The organism is Pseudomonas sp. PMCC200344, assembly GCF_030053095.1.
Taxonomy (GTDB): domain Bacteria; phylum Pseudomonadota; class Gammaproteobacteria; order Pseudomonadales; family Pseudomonadaceae; genus Aquipseudomonas; species Aquipseudomonas svalbardensis.
Genome location: NZ_CP125618.1, coordinates 2,158,309 through 2,176,522, shown reverse-complemented (window position 1 = coordinate 2,176,522; position 18,214 = coordinate 2,158,309). Strand labels below are relative to the sequence as shown.

Here is an 18,214-nt window from a genome sequence, read left to right as displayed (position 1 = left end):
CCGAACGCAGCCTCCGGCAGCTGCTACAGGTTATCCGCTGACCAAAAGACCAAGGACCTCACATGATTGCCCTGCCATGGATTTATCTGGCTCTCCTCTCTACTGGCTATGGTCTGGCACTGATCTACGGCCAACTTGGCTGGCTGGCCGGCATCTCCGTTGCTTTGCTGCTGTTCGCCGGCTTCGCAGTTCGCCAACAAAAGCTCTCCATCGCGTGGCACCTCGGTCACGCCTTATTCATTGTCCTGGCCCTGGCACTGGCGATGCACTGGCTTCCCGGTTTCTACAACGGTCGCGCCATCGACCCTCAGCGATTCACCGACGATGCCGTACCGTTTTCCATGTACCTGAATCTGGACAAATCACTAATAGGCTTTTGGCTATTACTGGTCTGCCCGTGGATTGTCGGCCGCCGTTCGCTGCGCCTTTCCATTTATGCCACTGCTATGGCGCTGTCCCTGAGTGCCGTGTTGGCCTTGGGTGGCGCGCTGTTGCTGGGCGTGATCAGTTGGGCACCGAAGTGGCCCCATCAAGCCTGGTTATGGGCGCTGAACAATCTGCTGCTGGTGACCCTGGTCGAGGAAGCACTCTTTCGCGGCTACATCCAGGGCGGTCTGACCCGGCGCTTCAAAAACCTGCCCTACGGTGAAAACCTCGCCCTGCTCCTCGCCTCGCTGCTGTTCAGCCTGGTGCATGTGGGCGCCGGCTGGCAATGGGTGTTGCTGGCGAGTCTGGCGGGTGTCGGCTATGGTCTGGCCTACCGTTTTGGTGGCTTGGGTGCGGCCATCGCCACCCATTTCGGCCTGAACCTGCTGCATTTCGGGCTGTTCACCTATCCGATGATCGCCGGCTGACGCAAGGGTCGTTTTGCGACGAGCCACTGATTACTGAAAAATAATCTCAATAAATGGCTGACGATGCCGACAACCAGTCAAAGCCTTGCGGATTGAAAAAGCCATGCGTAACAACCAGCCTATTACACAACGCGAACGGACCTTCCCGGCTCAGCAACGGTTGATTTCCACCACCGATGCCAAGGGCGTGATCACATACTGCAACGATGCTTTCGTCGAAATCAGTGGGTATTCTCGTGAAGAGCTGATCCGTGCGCCGCATAACCTGGTCCGTCACCCTGACGTCCCGGCCGCGGTATTCGCGCACATGTGGGGCACACTGAAACAAGGCTTGCCATGGATGGGCATTGTCAAGAATCGCTGCAAGACCGGTGATCACTATTGGGTTAACGCCTATGTCACACCGGTTTTCGAAGGCAATCAGGTGGTCGGTTACGAATCGGTGCGGGTCAAACCCACCGCCGAGCAGATCCGCCGCGCCGAAGCGCTCTACCAACGCATCAACCAGGGCAAGTCGGCGATTCCTTCAACGGACAAATGGCTGCCGGTGCTGCAGGACTGGCTGCCGTTCATCCTCGTCAGCCAGCTGAGCTTCATGATCGGTGCGTCGCTCAATTCCCAATGGGGTTTTGCGTTGGCCGCCGGCCTGTCGGTGCCATTGGGCCTGTTGGGGTTGAGCTGGCAACAACGCGGCCTCAAGCGCCTGCTGCACCTGGCCGGGCAGACAACCTCTGACCCGCTGATCGCGCAGATGTACACCGACAGTCGCGGCGCTCAAGCACGTCTGGAGATGTCGATCCTCAGCCAGGAAGCCCGCCTGAAAACCTGCCTGACCCGTCTGCAGGACACCGCCGAGCACCTGAGCGACCAAGCGAAACAGTCCGACACCCTGGCGCATAACAGCTCCAACGGTCTGGAACGCCAACGCGTCGAAACCGAGCAAGTGGCCACCGCCGTCAATCAGATGGCCGCCACCACTCAGGAAGTCGCCAGCCACGTGCAGCGCACGGCCGATGCGACTCAGGAAGCCAATCGCCTGACTGGTCGCGGCCGCGACATCGCAGGGGAAACCCGCGAAGCCATCCAGCGCCTGTCGGTGGTGGTCGGTGAAACCGGCCGGACCGTGACTCAACTGGCCAAGGACAGCGACGAAATCGGTGGCGTGGTCGATGTGATCAAAGGCATCGCCGACCAGACCAACCTGCTGGCCTTGAACGCGGCTATCGAAGCGGCCCGTGCCGGTGAAATGGGTCGCGGGTTTGCGGTGGTTGCCGACGAAGTTCGCCAACTGGCGCAACGCACCAGCGAATCCACCGGGCAGATCCACGCCCTGATCGCCAAGCTCCAGCAAACCGCCAGCACTGCGGTGCAAACCATGGAGGCCGGTCATCGCCAGGCCGAAGAAGGTGTGGCGCGGGTTCTGGAAGCGGATCAGGCACTGGTGGGGATCAGCGAAGCGGTGGCCAACATCACCGACATGACCACCCAGATCGCTGCGGCGACTGAAGAGCAAAGCGCTGTCGCCGAAGAGATCAGCCGCAACATCAGCAACATCTCGCAACTGGCGGATCAGACCTCGGAACAGGCTCAACACTCGGCGCTGTTGAGTGAAGAACTGACGAAGACTGCGAATACTCAGTATTCGTTGGTGGAGCGGTTTAACCGCTGATCTCTGCAAGCAGGGCAAAAAACCCGGAAGGTGATACTTCCGGGTTTTTTATTGCGTCATGGAAAGCATTACCGAGACGCACGATTGGACGTAGGCAAGCGTCATACACATCTAAAACCCGGTGTATAGCTGTCAGGTTTGACAGTAGACGCACCCGCGTGGGCGGGATATCAATCGAGTGCCGAGATACCCGTCGGCATTTGCTTCATTCCCATGTGGACAGAGAAGGATTTCGCCATGAGCACAAAAGATATTTTCATCCCGAAAGGGAACAGTATTCAGGCACCAGGAAACGATTTTCACTGGAACTTCGGAAGTGAAGTGACAAGGGCCGAGAAAACTCTATTTTTCCTACACGAGTTCCCGCCTACCGGCGAACTTAGCTGGGTTATGTCCGGAATCACAGGAACACTCGACGACGAGAACTACTTCAGTTTCAAAGTGTCCGTGCCCTACATCGATGACACTCTGCTGGAGCGGACTTATAAGCTAGGCGATGAGCTGGATGTTTCGCACAGTCACTCGATACCCGCACCGCCTGGTTTCACCGGTTTCCGGTTTGTCGACGCTGACAATGCCGAACTGACTATCAGACTTGACCCGATCAAAGGAACGGTACAAGGCGACTTCAACGCTATTTTCAAAAGCGAAGGCTACCGCTTGAATCCAAACGGCACATTCAAACTGACAAGAGACGATCAATGAAGGATGTCGTCTGCTAAACCGCTATCGCGAGCAGGCTCTCACCCTCAGTCTAATTCCTGCCCAAGACACAAGCGAGCTTGCTCGCGATGAGGCCCTGCCCGACACCGCAAACTTCACTGCAGAAACTCGGACACCTTGCTCGCCACAGCCGCCAGATGCTGTTCATGGGTAAACCCCGAAGCCTTCAACGGCTTCAAATCATGATCCCCCGCTACCATCCAGAAGACCTCGATAGCCGGCGCCAACGTGTAAGCCTCGACGGCCTCGCGATTCCCCAGCGCATCCCGCTCGCCCTGCACGATCAACGTCGGCGTCTTCAGCGCGGCCAAATGCTCAACCCGAGGTTTCTCCGGTTTACCCACCGCATAAAACGGATACCCAAGGCATACCAACGCATCGACCTCCAGTTCATCCGCCAAAAGACTGGCCATCCGCCCGCCCATGGACTTGCCGCCAATGGCCAAACGCCCAGCGACATGGCGTCGCACCACCGCATACACCTCATGCCAGCATTCGAGCAGTTTCGGGGCCGGGTTCGGTGGACGTTTGCCGCCTTCAACACGTCGTTGCGCCATGTACGGAAACTCGAAGCGCAACACGTTGACCCCAGAAGCAGCAAGGCGTGCAGCCATATCGTTCATCCAGGCGCTGTCCATCGGCGCACCGGCGCCATGGGCGAGGATCAACGTCGCCGATGCCGGCGCTGAGGCGGCATTCCACAACCATCCATGATCCCGCACACACCGCGCCCATTGATCCCCGTCAATACTGGCCTTGTGCTCTTTGTCCATGCTTGCCTCGCTTTTAGTCTGCCTATAACTCCAGGCGAAGGGAGCGTCTGCCGTGCGGCTTACTCGCAAAGGCGGGCCTTCACTTCGGCTGAACCGTGGATGGGGAACCATGAACACTTCTATCAGTACCGCCTACAACTACAAGGTGGTCCGCCAATTCGCCATTATGACGGTGGTGTGGGGCATCGTCGGCATGGGGCTCGGGGTTTTTCTCGCAGCTCAATTGGTCTGGCCTGAACTCAACTTCAATCTGCCGTGGACCAGCTTTGGGCGCCTGCGCCCGTTGCACACCAACGCAGTGATCTTCGCCTTCGGCGGTTGCGCCCTGTTCGCCAGTTCGTTCTATTCGGTGCAGCGCACCTGCCAGACCCGATTGTTCGCGCCGAAAATTGCCGCGTTCTGCTTCTGGGGCTGGCAAGTCGTGATTCTGCTGGCGGCCATCAGCCTGCCGCTGGGTTACACCAGCTCCAAGGAATACGCCGAACTGGAATGGCCGATCGATATCCTGATCACCATCGTCTGGGTCGCCTACGCCGTGGTGTTCTTCGGCACGCTGGCCAAGCGCAAGACCAAGCACATCTACGTCGGCAACTGGTTCTTCGGTGCGTTCATCATCACCGTGGCCATTTTGCACATCGTCAACAACCTTGAGCTGCCGGTGAGCTTTACCAAGTCCTACTCGGTGTACGCGGGTGCTACCGATGCCATGGTTCAGTGGTGGTACGGCCACAACGCCGTAGGCTTTTTCCTCACCGCCGGTTTCCTCGGGATGATGTACTACTTCGTGCCGAAACAGGCCGAGCGTCCGGTGTATTCCTATCGTTTGTCGATCGTGCACTTCTGGGCGCTGATCACCCTGTACATCTGGGCCGGTCCGCACCATTTGCACTACACCGCGCTGCCGGACTGGGCACAGTCGCTGGGCATGGTGATGTCGCTGATCCTGCTCGCGCCAAGCTGGGGCGGGATGATCAACGGCATGATGACGCTCTCGGGCGCCTGGCATAAGTTGCGCAGCGACCCGATCCTGCGCTTCCTCGTGGTTTCGCTGGCGTTCTACGGCATGTCGACCTTCGAAGGGCCGATGATGGCCATCAAGACGGTCAACGCCCTCTCCCACTACACCGACTGGACCATCGGCCACGTTCACGCCGGCGCCCTCGGTTGGGTCGCGATGATCTCCATCGGCGCGCTCTACCACATGATTCCGAAAATCTTCGGTCGCACGCAGATGCACAGCATCGGCCTGATCAACGCGCACTTCTGGCTCGCCACCATCGGCACCGTGCTGTACATCGCTTCGATGTGGGTCAACGGCATCGCCCAGGGCCTCATGTGGCGCGCTGTCAATGAAGACGGCACGCTGACCTACTCCTTCGTCGAAACCCTGGTGGCTAGCCACCCAGGCTTCGTCGTGCGCCTGGTAGGCGGTGCGATCTTCTTCAGCGGCATGTTGCTGATGGCCTACAACACCTGGCGCACCGTGCGGGCCTCGCAGCCTGCCGAAGTCGCCGCTGCCGCGCAGATCGCCTGAGGAGGCCGCCATGAAACACGAAACAATCGAGAAAAACGTCGGCCTGCTGATGTTGCTGATGGTGCTGGCCGTGAGCATTGGCGGTCTGACCCAGATCGTCCCGCTGTTCTTTCAGGACGTGACCAATAAACCGGTGGAAGGCATGAAGCCCTACACCGCACTGCAACTGGAAGGTCGCGACATCTACATCCGCGAAGGCTGCGTCGGCTGCCATTCGCAGATGATCCGTCCGTTCCGCGCCGAGACCGAACGCTACGGCCACTACTCGGTGGCCGGTGAAAGCGTCTGGGATCACCCGTTCCTGTGGGGCTCGAAACGTACCGGTCCGGACCTGGCCCGGGTCGGCGATCGCTACTCCGAGGACTGGCACCGCGCGCACTTGTACAACCCGCGCAACGTCGTGCCGGAATCGAAGATGCCCGGCTATCCGTGGCTGGTGGCCAATCAACTCGACAGCAGCCACACCGAAAGCAAGATCAAGGCGATGCGCACCCTCGGCGTGCCGTACACCGACGACGACATCACAGGCGCTGTCGCCTCGCTCAAGGGCAAGACCGAAATGGACGCACTGGTCGCTTACCTGCAAGTGCTTGGCACATCCATCAAGAGCAAGAGGTGAGCCATGGCCATGCCCTTTGAAATAGTGAGCGAAATGAGCAGTGGAATGATCCGCGGCCTGGGCACCGTCGTGGTGTTTGTGGCCTTCGTCGGCCTGACGCTGTGGGTGTTCAACAGCAAGCGCAATCCGGAATTCGCCGAAGCGCGTTTGCTGCCGTTCGCCGATGAACCGCTACCCGATGACGCCACCCAAGAACCTGAAACAAGGAGTACCCGGCCATGACCACCTTCTGGAGTACGTGGATCTGCGTACTGACCATCGGCAGCCTGATCGGCCTGACCTGGCTGCTGATCAGCACCCGCAAGGGCGAAACCAAGGGCAGCGTCGACCAGACCATGGGCCACAGCTTCGACGGGATCGAGGAGTACGACAACCCGCTGCCGCAGTGGTGGTTCATGCTGTTCGCCGGCACGCTGGTGTTTGCCGTGGGCTATCTGGTGCTGTACCCCGGCCTGGGCAACTGGAAAGGCGTTCTGCCGGGTTACGAGGACGGTTGGACCGGGGTCCACGAGTGGGAAAAGGAAATGGCCAAGTCAGATGCGAAGTTCGGACCGATCTTCGCCAAATTCGCGGCGATGCCCGTGGAAGAAGTGGCCGCGGACCCGCTAGCGTTGAAAATGGGCGGTCGCCTGTTTGCCTCCAATTGCGCGGTCTGCCACGGCTCGGATGCCAAGGGCGCCTTTGGCTTCCCCAACCTGGCAGACACCAGCTGGCGCTGGGGCGGCAACGCCGACACCATCAAAACCACGATCATGGGTGGTCGCATGGCCGCGATGCCGGCCTGGGGTGAAATCCTGGGTGATGCCGGCGTGAAGAACGTCGCGGCTTACGTGCGCCACGACCTGGCCGGCCTGTCGTTGCCTGCCGACAGCGGTGCCGACCTGCATGCCGGACAGCAAGCGTTCAGCACGATGTGCGTAGCCTGTCATGGTGCAAACGGCCAGGGCACTGAAGCCATGGGTGCGCCGAATCTGACGCAACCGGCCGGTTTTATCTACGGAACAAGCCTGGCGCAACTGCAACAGACCATTCGTCATGGTCGCCAAGGCCATATGCCGGCGCAGAATGAACTGCTCGGCAACGACAAGGTGCAACTGCTGGCCGCTTACGTTTACAGCTTGTCTCATGGGCTGAACACCGAGCGTTTGCAGGCTGAAGGCAAACACGAATAAATCTCGACCGTTCTGCTGCCGCATTCTCCCGGATGCGGCAGTTCCCTGCCCCTTTGCGACCAAGTGTCGCACCCCTCCGTTAGTCCTCCTTTCGGTTCCCCAGATTCGGGGCTAAGCTTCCCCCGATGCGGACTGGCATGAGCCGGTTCCAGGTCGACCCAACCCGATGTGTTCGACGAATCTGCTCGATGGCAAGCCGCAAAGGCTGGTAGATACCGGCTGTCGTGCCAATTGCCATCTGTCACCCGCTCGTTGTGTTTGAACACACCCCGTTACATTCGACCTGACCCCTCACCATTTTCGTCTGCTGCGACATTTTGCCCTTCGGCAGTTTTGTCCTTACGCGGCGCATGGAAAGGCCGCAGAATCAGCTTTTGAAAGCATTGACCCAGGTCATGGCGCGTTGCAATGACCCCCCGCTTTCTCCATACTTGCGGCCGATTTTTACTCCTAATAAAACACCCAAACCGTGGAACCTTAGAATGAGCACAGCAATCAGTCCGACTGCTTATAACTATAAGGTAGTCCGCCAGTTCGCCATCATGACGGTGGTCTGGGGGATCCTTGGCATGGGGCTCGGTGTCTTCATCGCCTCGCAACTGGTCTGGCCGGAGTTGAACTTCGGTCTGGAATGGACGAGCTTTGGACGCCTGCGCCCGTTGCACACCAACCTGGTGATTTTCGCCTTCGGTGGTTGTGCACTGTTTGCCACTTCTTATTACGTCGTGCAGCGAACCTGCCAAACGCGACTGATTTCCGACAGTCTCGCGGCCTTCACCTTTTGGGGTTGGCAAGCGGTGATCGTCGGTGCAGGCATTTCCTTGCCGCTGGGCTACACCACGTCCAAGGAATACGCTGAACTGGAATGGCCTATCGCCATTTTGCTGGCCATTGTCTGGATCACCTACGCCGTGGTGTTCTTTGGCACCATTACCAAGCGCAAAACCAAACATATCTATGTGGGTAACTGGTTCTACGGTGCCTTCATCGTTGTGACGGCGATGCTGCACATCGTCAACCACGCTTCCCTGCCGGTCAGCTTGTTCAAGTCCTACTCGGCCTACGCCGGTGCGACTGACGCGATGATCCAGTGGTGGTACGGCCACAACGCGGTCGGTTTCTTCCTGACCACGGGCTTCCTGGGGATGATGTACTACTTCGTTCCCAAGCAAGCCGAGCGTCCGATCTACTCCTATCGTCTGTCGATCGTGCACTTCTGGGCGCTGATCACCCTGTACATCTGGGCCGGTCCGCACCACCTGCACTACACCGCGCTGCCGGACTGGGCTCAGTCGCTGGGCATGGCGATGTCGATCATCCTGCTGGCGCCAAGCTGGGGCGGCATGATCAACGGCATGATGACCCTGTCGGGCGCCTGGCATAAGCTGCGCACCGACCCGATCCTGCGCTTCCTCGTTGTGTCGCTGGCCTTCTACGGCATGTCGACCTTCGAAGGCCCGATGATGGCCATCAAGACCGTCAACTCGCTGTCTCACTACACAGATTGGACCATCGGCCACGTACACGCCGGTGCCTTGGGCTGGGTAGCGATGATCTCGATCGGCGCCATCTACCACATGATCCCGAAACTGTTCGGTCGTGTGCAGATGCACAGCATCGGTCTGATCAACACGCACTTCTGGCTCGCGACAATCGGTACCGTTCTGTACATCGCTTCGATGTGGGTCAACGGCATCACCCAGGGTCTGATGTGGCGTGCAATCAACGACGACGGCACCCTCACCTACTCGTTCGTCGAAGCGCTGCAAGCCAGCCATCCTGGTTTCATCGTTCGCGCCCTGGGCGGTGCGTTCTTCGCCAGCGGCATGCTGTTCATGGCCTACAACGTATGGCGTACCGTACGTGCCTCGAACCCGGCTGAAGCCAAAGCTGCTGAACAGATTGCTGTAGTTGGAGCTCACTGATGAAGCATGAAGCAGTCGAGAAGAACATTGGCCTGCTGGCCTTCTTCATGGTTATCGCCGTCAGCATCGGCGGCCTGACCCAGATCGTTCCGCTGTTTTTCCAGGACGTCACCAATAAGCCGGTCGAAGGCATGAAGCCTCGCACCGCCCTTGAACTGGAAGGCCGCGACATCTACATCGCGAACGGTTGTGTCGGCTGCCACTCGCAGATGATCCGCCCGTTCCGCGCTGAAACCGAACGTTACGGCCACTACTCGGTCGCCGGTGAAAGCGTCTGGGACCACCCGTTCCTGTGGGGTTCCAAGCGTACCGGTCCGGACCTGGCCCGTGTTGGCGGTCGTTACTCCGATGACTGGCAGCGTGCGCATTTGTACAACCCGCGCAACGTTGTGCCTGAGTCGAAAATGCCGGCCTACCCGTTCCTCGTGGAAAACAAGCTCGACGGCAAAGACACCGCCAAGAAAATGGAAGTCTTGCGCACGCTCGGCGTCCCTTACACCGACGAAGACATCGCCGGCGCCAAGGATGCTGTGAAGGGCAAAACCGAAATGGACGCGCTGGTGGCCTATCTGCAAGGCCTGGGCACCATCATCAAAAGCAAACGGTGATTTAGATGGATATCGGGATGATTCGTGGCCTAGGCACCGTTGTTGTGATGGTGGCCTTCATCGGTCTGGCGTTGTGGGTATTCAGCCCCAAGCGCAAGTCGGAGTTTGAAGACGCGACCTTGCTGCCTTTCGCGGATGATCCCGAAGCCATCAAGCACGTCGAGCAAGCTTCTAGGAGTAACAAAGAATGACTACGTTCTGGAGTCTGTACGTCACAGTCCTCAGTCTCGGCACGATCTTCGCCCTGACCTGGCTGCTGCTGTCCACCCGCAAGGGCCAGCGCAGCGAAGCCACCGAAGAAACGGTTGGCCACTCCTTCGACGGGATCGAGGAGTACGACAACCCACTGCCGAAATGGTGGTTCATGCTGTTCGTGGGCACCATCATCTTCGCCCTGGGCTACCTGGTTCTGTACCCGGGCCTGGGTAACTGGAAAGGCCTGCTGCCGGGTTACAACTACCTCGATAACGACAAGCAGACCGCGTTCGCCAACGGCCAGAGCGGCTGGACCGGCGTTCACGAGTGGGAAAAGGAAATGGCCAAGTCGGACGCCAAGTTCGGCCCGATCTTCGCCAAGTTCGCTTCCATGCCAATCGAAGAAGTCGCCAAGGACCCACAAGCCCTGAAGATGGGTGGCCGCCTGTTCGCCTCCAACTGCTCGGTCTGCCACGGCTCCGATGCCAAGGGCGCTTATGGCTTCCCTAACCTGACCGATGCCGACTGGCGCTGGGGCGGCGAAGCGGAAACCATCAAAACCACCATCATGGGCGGTCGTCACGCTGTGATGCCGGCCTGGGCTGAAGTGATCGGCGAGCAAGGCGTTGCGAACGTTGCCGCGTTCGTACTGACCAACCTCGATGGCCGCAAACTGCCGGAAGGCACCAAGGCTGACCCGGTAGCCGGCCAGAAGCTGTTCGCTGCCAACTGCGTGGCGTGCCATGGTCCGGCAGGCAAAGGTACACCAGCAATGGGCGCACCTGACCTGACCCACCCGGGCGCGTTCATCTACGGTTCGAGCTTCGCTCAACTGCAGCAGACCATCCGTTACGGCCGTCAGGGCCAGATGCCTGCGCAAGAACAGCTGCAAGGCAACGACAAGGTTCACCTGCTGGCCGCTTACGTCTACAGCCTTTCTCACGGTGAGAAAGCGCCAGTGGCGGACGCCCAGTAAGGCAAACGCTTGATGCCACAAAAAACGGCCCCGCCAGTGAGAATTGGCGGGGCCGTTTTGGTTTCAGGATCTGTGCGACTTAGCGCTGAACCGCAATGGTCGACTCAAGCTTGCGACTCGGCCAGTTATTGCCCGTCACGCGGTAGATCATCAACTTGTCCCTTTCCTTGGAGAAGCTCGCAATCAGATACGTTTGCTGGGAAGCGGCCCCACTCAGGAACAATGGCACGTCACCAAACTCGCTGGATGCGCTGTAGTATTGGCCACTAAACCAGTGGTAGTGCCCGGCAAACACCGCAGTCACCTTGTAATCTTTGATCATCTTACTGAAGCGACTCAATTGCTGGTCACTGCCATCCCACTTGGGTTTATGCATATTCAAAATAATGATCTGGCCTCTTTCCCGAGCAGCCTTCAGATCCTTTTCCAACCAGTCAAGTGCGTCCGTCAGGTGATAGCTCTTCGGCACAAGCCAGTCATAAGCGGTGAAGCTGACCGAGTAAGTAGGCTCATTATTTAGCTGCACCATATGAACATCTCCAAAATTCTTGGAGTAAGCCAGACTGCCAGACACTCTTTTCTTTACGGTACCCTCCTCCGTAAGTTGAACATCAATGCTGTCGGCCCTGCCATTCTTACCGGTATAGCGTGCCAGAAAGTCCTCAACGCTCCCTGCGGCACAATTATTAAAAAGGCAATCATCGACATTATTCTCATAGTCGTGATTACCCAGACCATAGTCATACAGGCCGAGCAGTTTACTGTCCAGAATCGGCTTGACCACCGAGCGCTGCCAGCCATGGCCAAAGGCAGTGATATCGCCGTTGATCATCACCGGCACCCGCGCGGCGCCGCCGAAGTTCTGCCTGAAATTGGCAATATCATCATATTGGGTTTCGATCAGCCACTTAGAGCGCGAATCCCGATACGAGTCGGTCTGGGTTTCACCGGCATCGGTTTTCTCAGTCCACGGGTATTGCGGATCGGAGGTAAACACCATATCCATCGGAGATACAGTTGTGGGTGCCGAATGCGCAAAAGGCGTCATGACAGCAAAGGCCAGACACGCCAGCAAACTGCCAGATTTTGATAAGTTCATAGAATTCCATTTCCATCTAACATTAATAATAGAGCGACAGGCAACTTGCCTGAACACGAACATATAACAGACCTCGAACACACACAAACATCCAACACCCGACAATTAATTATCTATATTTCCAACCAACAATTAACGCACCTACAAAACCACCCACAAGCCCCTTATATAAGCACTCCAACAATAACAATACGAAGATTAAAACAACAAACTCATAACAGTCATTGAATCGCGAGGCTGCCCTCAGGCTCGCCGCGACAGGCGGATAGTGTGTGGAAGGCAGGACGCGAAAAAGCCGTCCATACTGAACAAGTCAATTGATCTGCATCACGACTTGTTACATTTGCTACACCATCCACGATTTTTCCCCAACGCGACCAAAGGTCGCACCCTTGACCTAGAGCGACAGGCGTATCATTGCGCCACTGCAACACCTCTTTTTGACCGCGGTCGGCATGTACTGACCGAGGCATTTTTCCACTGCCGTGGGATGCAATGATGAGCAACCAGATTCCGGTACACGACGTCACCCCTGCCAAGAACGCGAACAACAGCGTCGACCTCTACGCCTCTCGAGAAAAAATCTACACCCGCGCCTTCACCGGCCTGTTCCGCAACCTGCGGATGATGGGCGGTGCCGGGTTGTTTCTGCTGTATTTCGGTACGGTCTGGCTGAGTTGGGGTGGCCATCAGGCCGTCTGGTGGAACCTGCCGGAACGCAAATTCTTCATCTTTGGCGCAACCTTCTGGCCTCAGGACTTCATCCTGCTCTCGGGGATCCTGATCGTCAGTGCCTTCGGCCTGTTCTTCATTACCGTGTACGCCGGGCGGATCTGGTGCGGCTATACCTGCCCACAGAGTGTCTGGACCTGGATTTTCATGTGGTGCGAGAAGGTCACCGAAGGCGACCGCAACCAGCGCATCAAGCTGGACAAAGCGCCCATGAGCGCCAACAAATTCCTGCGCAAACTCAGCAAACACTCGATGTGGTTGTTGATCGGCTTTGTGACCGGCATGACCTTTGTGGGTTACTTCTCGCCCATTCGCGAGCTGACCATCGACTTCTTCACCGGCGAAGCCGACGGCTGGTCGTATTTCTGGGTCGGCTTCTTCACCCTCGCCACCTACGGCAATGCCGGCTGGTTGCGCGAGCAAGTGTGCATTTACATGTGCCCGTACGCGCGCTTCCAGAGCGTGATGTTCGACAAAGACACCCTGATCGTTTCCTACGACCCGCGTCGTGGTGAAAGCCGCGGCCCGCGCAAGAAAGGCGTCGACTACAAGGCCATGGGCCTGGGCGACTGCATCGACTGCACCATGTGCGTCCAGGTTTGCCCGACCGGTATCGACATCCGCGACGGCCTGCAAGTCGAATGCATCGGCTGTGCGGCCTGCATCGATGCCTGCGACAGCATCATGGACAAGATGGATTACCCTCGCGGCCTGATCAGCTACACCACCGAGCACAACCTGTCCGGGCAAAAAACCAATAAACTGCGCCCGCGCCTGATTGGCTATGCCACGGTCCTGCTGGCGATGATCGCTTTGCTGATGACCGCATTCTTCATGCGTTCGCTGGTCGGTTTCGACGTCAGCAAGGACCGCGTACTGTACCGCGAGAACGCCGAAGGCCGGATCGAAAACGTCTACAGCCTGAAGATCATGAACAAGGATCAGCGCGACCACACCTACGTGCTCGAAGCCGTTGGCCTGCCGGACCTCAAGCTGCAAGGCAAGCGCGAGATCAAGGTCGCCGCCGGGGAGATTTTCAGTCAGCCGGTCGAACTGTCCAGCGCACCGGAGAAACTGCCATCGAGCACCAACGAGGTGAAATTCATCCTCAAAGATGCCGATGACGACAGCGTCCACATTGAAGCCAAGAGCCGGTTCATCGGCCCACAAGTTCGTTGAGAGAAGTGATCATGCCCACAGCAACTGCCGCAAGTCCCTGGTACAAGCACCTTTGGCCGTGGATCATCATCGCCATCCTGGCGTGTTCCGTGACCCTGACCTTGTCCATGGTGACGATCGCGGTGAAAAACCCGGACAACCTGGTCAACGACAACTATTACGAGGCCGGCAAAGGCATCAACCGTTCCCTCGACCGTGAGCTGCTGGCGCAGACCCTGCTGCTGCGCGCCAGTGTTCATCTGGACGATGTGACCGGTGAAGTCGACCTGCGCCTGAGCGGCAACAGCCAACCCAAAACCCTGGAGCTGAACCTGATCTCGCCGACCCAGCCGGAGAAGGATCGCAAGATCACCCTGGCGCGCAGCGAAACCGAACAGGGCCGCTACATTGGCCAGTTGAACGACAAGGTCGACGGTCGCCGCTTTGTAGAACTGCTGGGCGTACAGGACGACAAGACCTGGCGCATGTTCGAAGAAGAACAGGTCAGCCATGACAAGGATCTGCTGCTGGGTGATGAACCGCTGCAGGGCGCCGAAGACCTGAAGAAGTAAAAGCCTGCGCTTCGCGCATCGCGAGCAAGCTCGCTCCCACAGGGTTTTGTGAACGCCACAAATCCAATGTGGGAGCGAGCTTGCTCCGGGCGGCGATCCGACGATGAGGCCCTTCCGGACGATATAGACTTCACCTCATGACCACTCCGCTCCCCTGTTACCACTGCGCCCTGCCCGTCCCGGCCGGCAGCCGCTTCACCGCTGCCGTCCTCGGTGAAACCCGCGAGTTCTGCTGCCCGGGTTGTCAGGCTGTGGCCGAAGCCATTGTGGCCGGTGGACTGGAAACCTATTACCAGCATCGCAGCGAGTCATCGGCCAACCCCGAAGCCTTGCCGGTGCAGTTGGTGGATGAGCTGGCGCTGTACGACCGCGCCGACGTGCAAGCGCCCTTCGTCCGCCACGAAGGTGAACTCGCCGAAACCACCCTGTTGATGGAAGGCATCAGTTGCGCCGCCTGCGGCTGGCTGATCGAGAAACACCTGCGTGGCTTGCCGGCGGTGGCCGAAGCGCGCCTGAACCTGTCCAACCATCGCCTGCACGTGCGCTGGGCCGATGCGCAACTGCCTCTGAGCCAGATACTCAGCGAATTGCGCCACATCGGTTACGCCGCGCACCCCTACCAGGCCGATCGCGCCAGTGAACAACTGGCCAGCGAAAACCGCCTGGCCCTGCGTCAACTCGGCGTGGCCGGGCTGCTGTGGTTCCAGGCGATGATGGCGACCATGGCCACCTGGCCGGAATTCAACATCGACCTCAGCCCCGAGCTGCACACCATCCTGCGTTGGGTCGCGCTATTTCTCACCACCCCGATCGTGTTCTACAGCTGCGCGCCATTCTTCAAAGGCGCGATGCGCGACTTGCGCACCCGCCACCTGACCATGGACGTCTCGGTGTCGCTGGCGATTGGCAGTGCCTACATCGCCGGGATCTGGACCTCGATCACCGGCGTCGGTGAGCTGTATTTCGATGCGGTCGGCATGTTCGCGCTGTTCCTGCTGGCCGGCCGTTATCTCGAACGTCGCGCCCGCGAACGCACCGCCGCCGCCACAGCACAACTGGTCAATCTATTGCCCGCCTCGTGTCTGCGCCTGAGTGCCGACGGCCAGAGCGAGCGGATCCTGCTCAGCGAACTGCGTGTGGGTGATCAGGTGCTGGTGCATCCCGGCGCGATCCTCCCGGCTGACGGCAAGATCCTCGAAGGCCAGTCGAGCATCGACGAATCCCTGCTCACCGGCGAATACCTGCCGCAACCGCGCACGCCGGGCGATGCCGTCACCGCTGGCACCCTGAACGTCGAAGGTGCGTTGACCGTGGAAGTCCTGGCCCTCGGCCAGGACACCCGACTGTCCGCCATCGTCCGCCTGCTGGACCGTGCTCAGGCCGAGAAGCCGCGACTGGCGGAAATTGCCGACCGCGCCGCGCAGTGGTTCCTGCTGCTGTCGCTGATTGCCGCTGCCGTCATCGGCCTGATCTGGTGGGAACTGGATTCGTCGCGGGCCTTCTGGATTGTTTTGGCGATGCTCGTTGCAACCTGCCCGTGCGCCCTGTCCCTCGCCACGCCGACCGCCCTCACCGCCGCCACTGGCACACTGCACAAACTCGGCTTGCTGCTGACTCGCGGCCATGTGCTGGAAGGTCTGAACCAGATCGACACGGTGATTTTCGACAAGACCGGCACGCTGACGGAAGGTCGCCTGGCCTTGCGATCGATTCGCCCGCTCGGCGAACTCAACAGCGATCAATGCCTGAGCCTGGCCGCCGCCTTGGAAAACCGCTCTGAACATCCAATCGCCCGCGCGTTTGGCCGGGCGCCGCTGGCCGCCGAAGAAGTCCACAGCACGCCCGGACTTGGCCTCGAAGGCTTGGTCGGTGAGCAACGCTTGCGCATCGGCCAACCGGGATTTGTCTGTGAACTCAGTGGCGCTGCCGTGCCATCGATGCCGGATGAAGCCGGCCAATGGCTGTTGCTCGGCGACAGCCGGGGGCCGTTGGCATGGTTTGTTCTCGACGACCGCCTGCGTGCCGATGCACCTGCCCTGCTCGCGGCCTGCAAGGCTCGCGGCTGGCGCACGCTGCTGCTGTCCGGCGACAGCTCGCCGATGGTCGCCAGTGTCGCCGCGGAACTGGGCATCGATGAAGCCCGTGGCGGCTTGCGTCCGGACGATAAATTGCAGGTCTTGCAACAGCTGCACAAGGAAGGCCGCAAGGTGTTGATGCTCGGTGACGGGGTCAACGACGTGCCAGTGCTGGCCGCCGCCGACATCAGCGTGGCCATGGGTTCGGCCACCGACCTGGCGAAAACCAGTGCCGACGCGGTACTGCTGTCGAACCGCCTCGATGCATTGGTCCAAGCCTTTAGCCTGGCTCGACGCACCCGCCGGGTAATCATCGAGAACCTGCTGTGGGCCGGGCTGTACAATGGCCTCATGTTGCCGTTCGCCGCCCTCGGCTGGATCACTCCGGTATGGGCCGCGGTCGGCATGTCCATCAGTTCGTTGACCGTGGTGCTGAACGCTCTGCGCCTGACTCGCATGCCAAACACGCCTGCGATCAGCGCCACGCCAGAAACCCGTCCGCTGCCGGCCTGAGCCGCGCGGGCATGGAGTCAAGATGCCAGCTCTCTACGTGATGATCCCGGCCGCGCTGCTGATCGTGGCCATCGCTATTTACATCTTCTTCTGGGCAGTCGACAGCGGTCAGTACGACGACCTCGACGGTCCGGCCCACAGCATTCTGTTTGACGACCAGGACCCGAACCACAAGGCTGCGGTCGACGAAGCCAGCGGCCATCCGGCCAAACCGGACGACAAGGCGCCACCCCATGCTTGAGTTGGCGCCGCTGCTGGTGTCTGCGGTGATTCTCGGTCTGCTAGGGGGCGGGCATTGCCTGGGCATGTGCGGCGGCTTGATGGGCGCGTTGACCCTGGCGATTCCCAAGGAACAACGCAGCCGACGCTTTCGACTGCTGCTGGCCTACAACCTGGGGCGAATTCTCAGCTATGCAACGGCCGGCCTGCTGATCGGCCTGGCCGGTTGGGCGGTGGCCAACAGCCCGGCAGCGATGTTCATGCGCATCATCGCCGGATTGCTGTTGGTCGCCATGGGCCTGTACCTCGCCGGTTGGTGGAGCGGCCTGACCCGCATCGAAAGCCTCGGCCGCGGCCTGTGGCGGCATATCCAGCCGGTTGCCAATAAACTGCTGCCGGTGTCGAGCGTACCCCGTGCGTTGCTGCTGGGCGCGCTTTGGGGCTGGCTGCCGTGCGGGTTGGTTTACAGCACGTTGCTGTGGTCGGCGAGTCAGGGCAATGCGCTGGACAGTGCGCTTTTGATGCTTGCGTTCGGGTTGGGCACCTGGCCGGTGTTGCTCGCCACGGGCTTGGCGGCTGAGCGGGTCACGGCGTTGTTGCGCAAACGTAGCGTGCGGATGACGGGGGGATTACTGGTGATCCTGTTCGGCATATGGACCTTGCCGGGGCCACATCAGCATTGGCTCATGGGGCATTAGATCGGCGGCGCGCCCTTGTAGCAGCTGCCGAGCCTGCGAGGCTGCGTCCGGCGGCGCAGCCGTCGTAAACCCTGAGTACCAAACTCACCTGAGCACCGCA

18 protein-coding genes are annotated in these 18,214 nt (G+C 59.4%); 16 read left to right on the top strand and 2 right to left on the bottom strand.

The window, feature by feature from the left end; all coding sequences use genetic code 11:
* Window positions 1–62: 62 nt before the first annotated feature.
* The 3 genes from QFW87_RS09730 (at window position 63) to QFW87_RS09720 (ending at window position 3,228) form a co-directional block, all read left to right on the top strand.
* Window positions 63–854, top strand: a complete 792-nt coding sequence (locus QFW87_RS09730; RefSeq protein WP_283190367.1) for a CPBP family intramembrane metalloprotease — start codon at window positions 63–65, stop codon at window positions 852–854.
* A 103-nt stretch (window positions 855–957) separates the two neighbouring features.
* A complete protein-coding gene (locus QFW87_RS09725; protein ID WP_283190366.1) occupies window positions 958–2,523 on the top strand; it encodes a PAS domain-containing methyl-accepting chemotaxis protein in 1,566 nt (521 codons plus the stop codon).
* A gap of 237 nt (window positions 2,524–2,760) precedes the next feature.
* A complete protein-coding gene (locus QFW87_RS09720) occupies window positions 2,761–3,228 on the top strand; it encodes a hypothetical protein (protein ID WP_283190365.1) in 468 nt (155 codons plus the stop codon).
* A 113-nt stretch (window positions 3,229–3,341) separates the two neighbouring features.
* Here QFW87_RS09720 and QFW87_RS09715 read toward each other — a convergent pair whose 3' ends face one another.
* Window positions 3,342–4,019 (bottom strand): alpha/beta family hydrolase, encoded by a 678-nt coding sequence (locus QFW87_RS09715; RefSeq protein WP_283190364.1) that lies wholly within the window; start codon window positions 4,017–4,019, stop codon window positions 3,342–3,344.
* Between the two features lie 109 nt (window positions 4,020–4,128).
* Here QFW87_RS09715 and ccoN (QFW87_RS09710) point away from each other — a divergent pair, with 109 nt between their 5' ends.
* The 8 genes from ccoN (QFW87_RS09710) (at window position 4,129) to ccoP (QFW87_RS09675) (ending at window position 11,048) form a co-directional block, all read left to right on the top strand.
* Window positions 4,129–5,553: a cytochrome-c oxidase, cbb3-type subunit I gene (ccoN, locus tag QFW87_RS09710; protein ID WP_283190363.1), complete on the top strand. Its 1,425-nt coding sequence runs from the start codon at window positions 4,129–4,131 to the stop codon at window positions 5,551–5,553.
* 10 nt (window positions 5,554–5,563) lie between these two features.
* Entirely contained in the window at window positions 5,564–6,172 is a 609-nt protein-coding gene (gene ccoO, locus QFW87_RS09705; RefSeq protein ID WP_283190362.1) for a cytochrome-c oxidase, cbb3-type subunit II, read from the top strand.
* Window positions 6,173–6,193: 21 nt separating this feature from the next.
* Entirely contained in the window at window positions 6,194–6,394 is a 201-nt protein-coding gene (locus tag QFW87_RS09700) for a CcoQ/FixQ family Cbb3-type cytochrome c oxidase assembly chaperone (RefSeq protein WP_283190897.1), read from the top strand.
* Entirely contained in the window at window positions 6,391–7,344 is a 954-nt protein-coding gene (gene ccoP, locus QFW87_RS09695; protein WP_283183760.1) for a cytochrome-c oxidase, cbb3-type subunit III, read from the top strand. Before QFW87_RS09700 ends, ccoP (QFW87_RS09695) begins: the two co-directional genes overlap by 4 nt.
* 482 nt (window positions 7,345–7,826) lie before the next feature.
* On the top strand, window positions 7,827–9,269 hold the full coding sequence (gene ccoN, locus QFW87_RS09690) for a cytochrome-c oxidase, cbb3-type subunit I (RefSeq protein ID WP_283183759.1): 1,443 nt from the start codon (window positions 7,827–7,829) through the stop codon (window positions 9,267–9,269).
* Window positions 9,269–9,877 (top strand): cytochrome-c oxidase, cbb3-type subunit II, encoded by a 609-nt coding sequence (gene ccoO / locus QFW87_RS09685; RefSeq protein WP_018925301.1) that lies wholly within the window; start codon window positions 9,269–9,271, stop codon window positions 9,875–9,877. The genes ccoN (QFW87_RS09690) and ccoO (QFW87_RS09685) overlap by 1 nt, the downstream gene beginning before the upstream one ends.
* 5 nt (window positions 9,878–9,882) lie before the next feature.
* Window positions 9,883–10,068, top strand: a complete 186-nt coding sequence (locus QFW87_RS09680) for a CcoQ/FixQ family Cbb3-type cytochrome c oxidase assembly chaperone (protein WP_003175465.1) — start codon at window positions 9,883–9,885, stop codon at window positions 10,066–10,068.
* Window positions 10,065–11,048 (top strand): cytochrome-c oxidase, cbb3-type subunit III, encoded by a 984-nt coding sequence (gene ccoP, locus QFW87_RS09675; protein WP_283190361.1) that lies wholly within the window; start codon window positions 10,065–10,067, stop codon window positions 11,046–11,048. Before QFW87_RS09680 ends, ccoP (QFW87_RS09675) begins: the two co-directional genes overlap by 4 nt.
* A 79-nt stretch (window positions 11,049–11,127) precedes the next feature.
* Here ccoP (QFW87_RS09675) and QFW87_RS09670 read toward each other — a convergent pair whose 3' ends face one another.
* Window positions 11,128–12,147, bottom strand: a complete 1,020-nt coding sequence (locus QFW87_RS09670) for a metallophosphoesterase (protein ID WP_283183757.1) — start codon at window positions 12,145–12,147, stop codon at window positions 11,128–11,130.
* A gap of 498 nt (window positions 12,148–12,645) precedes the next feature.
* Here QFW87_RS09670 and ccoG point away from each other — a divergent pair, with 498 nt between their 5' ends.
* The 5 genes from ccoG (at window position 12,646) to QFW87_RS09645 (ending at window position 18,114) form a co-directional block, all read left to right on the top strand.
* On the top strand, window positions 12,646–14,058 hold the full coding sequence (gene ccoG / locus QFW87_RS09665) for a cytochrome c oxidase accessory protein CcoG (RefSeq protein ID WP_283190360.1): 1,413 nt from the start codon (window positions 12,646–12,648) through the stop codon (window positions 14,056–14,058).
* Window positions 14,059–14,069: 11 nt separating this feature from the next.
* Window positions 14,070–14,609 (top strand): FixH family protein, encoded by a 540-nt coding sequence (locus tag QFW87_RS09660; protein ID WP_283183755.1) that lies wholly within the window; start codon window positions 14,070–14,072, stop codon window positions 14,607–14,609.
* Window positions 14,610–14,746: 137 nt separating this feature from the next.
* Window positions 14,747–17,197, top strand: a complete 2,451-nt coding sequence (locus QFW87_RS09655) for a heavy metal translocating P-type ATPase (protein ID WP_283190359.1) — start codon at window positions 14,747–14,749, stop codon at window positions 17,195–17,197.
* Between the two features lie 22 nt (window positions 17,198–17,219).
* Window positions 17,220–17,438: a cbb3-type cytochrome oxidase assembly protein CcoS gene (gene ccoS, locus QFW87_RS09650; protein ID WP_007905420.1), complete on the top strand. Its 219-nt coding sequence runs from the start codon at window positions 17,220–17,222 to the stop codon at window positions 17,436–17,438.
* Complete coding sequence (locus QFW87_RS09645) at window positions 17,431–18,114, top strand: sulfite exporter TauE/SafE family protein (RefSeq protein ID WP_283183753.1); 684 nt, start codon at window positions 17,431–17,433, stop codon at window positions 18,112–18,114. Before ccoS ends, QFW87_RS09645 begins: the two co-directional genes overlap by 8 nt.
* Window positions 18,115–18,214 lie beyond the last annotated feature (100 nt).

Excerpts from the sequence above, each read along its gene's own strand:
- QFW87_RS09730 (WP_283190367.1), top strand. The coding sequence starts at position 63 with ATGATTGCCCTGCCATGGATTTATCTGGCTCTCCTCTCTACTGGCTAT.
- QFW87_RS09725 (WP_283190366.1), top strand. The coding sequence starts at position 958 with ATGCGTAACAACCAGCCTATTACACAACGCGAACGGACCTTCCCGGCT.
- QFW87_RS09720 (WP_283190365.1), top strand. The coding sequence starts at position 2,761 with ATGAGCACAAAAGATATTTTCATCCCGAAAGGGAACAGTATTCAGGCA.
- QFW87_RS09715 (WP_283190364.1), bottom strand. The coding sequence starts at position 4,019 with ATGGACAAAGAGCACAAGGCCAGTATTGACGGGGATCAATGGGCGCGG.
- ccoN (WP_283190363.1), top strand. The coding sequence starts at position 4,129 with ATGAACACTTCTATCAGTACCGCCTACAACTACAAGGTGGTCCGCCAA.
- ccoO (WP_283190362.1), top strand. The coding sequence starts at position 5,564 with ATGAAACACGAAACAATCGAGAAAAACGTCGGCCTGCTGATGTTGCTG.
- ccoP (WP_283183760.1), top strand. The coding sequence starts at position 6,391 with ATGACCACCTTCTGGAGTACGTGGATCTGCGTACTGACCATCGGCAGC.
- ccoN (WP_283183759.1), top strand. The coding sequence starts at position 7,827 with ATGAGCACAGCAATCAGTCCGACTGCTTATAACTATAAGGTAGTCCGC.
- ccoO (WP_018925301.1), top strand. The coding sequence starts at position 9,269 with ATGAAGCATGAAGCAGTCGAGAAGAACATTGGCCTGCTGGCCTTCTTC.
- QFW87_RS09680 (WP_003175465.1), top strand. The coding sequence starts at position 9,883 with ATGGATATCGGGATGATTCGTGGCCTAGGCACCGTTGTTGTGATGGTG.
- ccoP (WP_283190361.1), top strand. The coding sequence starts at position 10,065 with ATGACTACGTTCTGGAGTCTGTACGTCACAGTCCTCAGTCTCGGCACG.
- QFW87_RS09670 (WP_283183757.1), bottom strand. The coding sequence starts at position 12,147 with ATGAACTTATCAAAATCTGGCAGTTTGCTGGCGTGTCTGGCCTTTGCT.
- ccoG (WP_283190360.1), top strand. The coding sequence starts at position 12,646 with ATGAGCAACCAGATTCCGGTACACGACGTCACCCCTGCCAAGAACGCG.
- QFW87_RS09660 (WP_283183755.1), top strand. The coding sequence starts at position 14,070 with ATGCCCACAGCAACTGCCGCAAGTCCCTGGTACAAGCACCTTTGGCCG.
- QFW87_RS09655 (WP_283190359.1), top strand. The coding sequence starts at position 14,747 with ATGACCACTCCGCTCCCCTGTTACCACTGCGCCCTGCCCGTCCCGGCC.
- ccoS (WP_007905420.1), top strand. The coding sequence starts at position 17,220 with ATGCCAGCTCTCTACGTGATGATCCCGGCCGCGCTGCTGATCGTGGCC.
- QFW87_RS09645 (WP_283183753.1), top strand. The coding sequence starts at position 17,431 with ATGCTTGAGTTGGCGCCGCTGCTGGTGTCTGCGGTGATTCTCGGTCTG.